Here is a 1,537-nt window from a genome sequence, read left to right as displayed (position 1 = left end):
GTCTTTTTTATTTTAACTCACATCAAGCGCCGACGTAAAAAGTGTCAGGCCATTTGCAGACCGGCATGGCGCTTTTTCTCGCTTTTTAGCTAACGCCGAGCTTCTTCTGCAGGCTCGTCGACGAAGTCGTGTACTGGAACACAACGCGTTCACCCGGGCTGACGATGCGCTTGGCGGCCTGTGTCATCAGCGCGGCTTCATGGAAACCGGAAAGGATGAGCTTCAGCTTGCCCGGATACCAGTTGATATCGCCAATAGCGAAAATGCCAGGCTCGGAAGTTTCAAACTTCTCGGTATCAACGGTGATCAGGTTTTCATGCAGGTTCAGACCCCAGTCAGCAATCGGGCCGAGTTTCATGGTCAGACCGAAGAATGGCAGCATACGTGTTGCCGGCAGAACGGTTTCGCCGTCAGCACCTTTGATCTTCACAGCGGAGAGATCACCGTCTTCACCTTCAAGACCGGATACCTGACCGACTTCAAAGCGGATTTTACCGGCATCAACCAATTCGAACATTTTCTTCACACTGTCCGGTGCCGCGCGGAATTCCGGACGACGATGCACAACGGTCATGCTTTTTACGATCGGCTGCAGGTTCAACGCCCAGTCCAGCGCACTGTCACCGCCACCAACGATTACTACGTCCTGATCGCGGAAAGCTTCAACACGGCGCACAGCGTAATAAACGCTCTTGCCTTCATAGGCTTCAATACCCGGTACCGGCGGACGCTTCGGCTGGAAAGAACCGCCACCGGCAGCAATCACCACAACCTTGGTTTCAAAAACTTCGCCTTCATCGGTTTCCACATGGAAAGAACCGTCTTCCAGACGCTCAAGCTTGGTCACCATACGGTTGAAATGGAACTGCGGCGAAAACGGCTTGATCTGCTCCATCAGCTTGTCGGTCAGCATCTGACCGGAGATTTCCGGCCATGCCGGAATGTCATAAATCGGCTTTTCAGGATAAAGCTCGGCACACTGGCCGCCCGGACGATCCAGAATATCAATCAGATGGCATTTCAGGTCATACAAACCCAGTTCAAAAACAGCAAACAGCCCGACAGGACCGGCACCGATAATGACAACATCTGTGCGGATAACTTCGCTCATATCTTCAATCTCACTGAATCATAACAGCTGCGCCAGCCATTACGATCTGTCACATTAATCTTATGCTCTGCCAGCTGTCACACAGAACATGCTCTGTAAGTGCTGCCCGCGGGGGAGTGGAGCAACATCAATACCGGAAACCCGCTGATCTCCGGCGATCCTGTGCAATGCATCTGAAAAACTCAGATGAAACAGCACCGGACAAAATTCAACACGAGTTCTATAGTCAAGTTTAATTCAAATGCCTATAGTTTTTGCCGAAATTGATTTCATTAAAAGCATTTTCAGCAAAAGTGGAAACCGGTTTTGCGTAGAACAATGCGTAAAAGCAAAGAATTAGAGCGGTTCCACCGTTTCATCATGACTGGGACCGCTCTAATACCTGATCTTTTTACAGGCATGTTACGGCACTCATTCTAATGCCTG

1 protein-coding gene is annotated in these 1,537 nt (G+C 50.2%); it reads right to left on the bottom strand.

Going from position 1 to position 1,537, the window contains the following annotated elements; translation table 11 throughout:
* Nucleotides 1-85 precede the first annotated feature (85 nt).
* Nucleotides 86-1,111 carry an NAD(P)/FAD-dependent oxidoreductase gene (locus tag A918_RS0109505; protein ID WP_022710837.1) on the bottom strand — a complete coding sequence of 342 codons (1,026 nt, stop codon included), beginning with the start codon at nucleotides 1,109-1,111 and terminating at the stop codon, nucleotides 86-88.
* Nucleotides 1,112-1,537 lie beyond the last annotated feature (426 nt).

Source organism: Pseudochrobactrum sp. AO18b (assembly GCF_000409565.1).
GTDB classification, from domain to species: Bacteria; Pseudomonadota; Alphaproteobacteria; order Rhizobiales; family Rhizobiaceae; genus Pseudochrobactrum; species Pseudochrobactrum saccharolyticum.
Note: the sequence above shows the minus strand (reverse complement) of the source record. Positions and strands in the feature narration are given on the sequence as shown.

What these genes read in the sequence shown, in the direction of transcription:
- A918_RS0109505 (WP_022710837.1), bottom strand. Translation starts at nt 1,111, where the DNA reads ATGAGCGAAGTTATCCGCACAGATGTTGTCATTATCGGTGCCGGTCCT.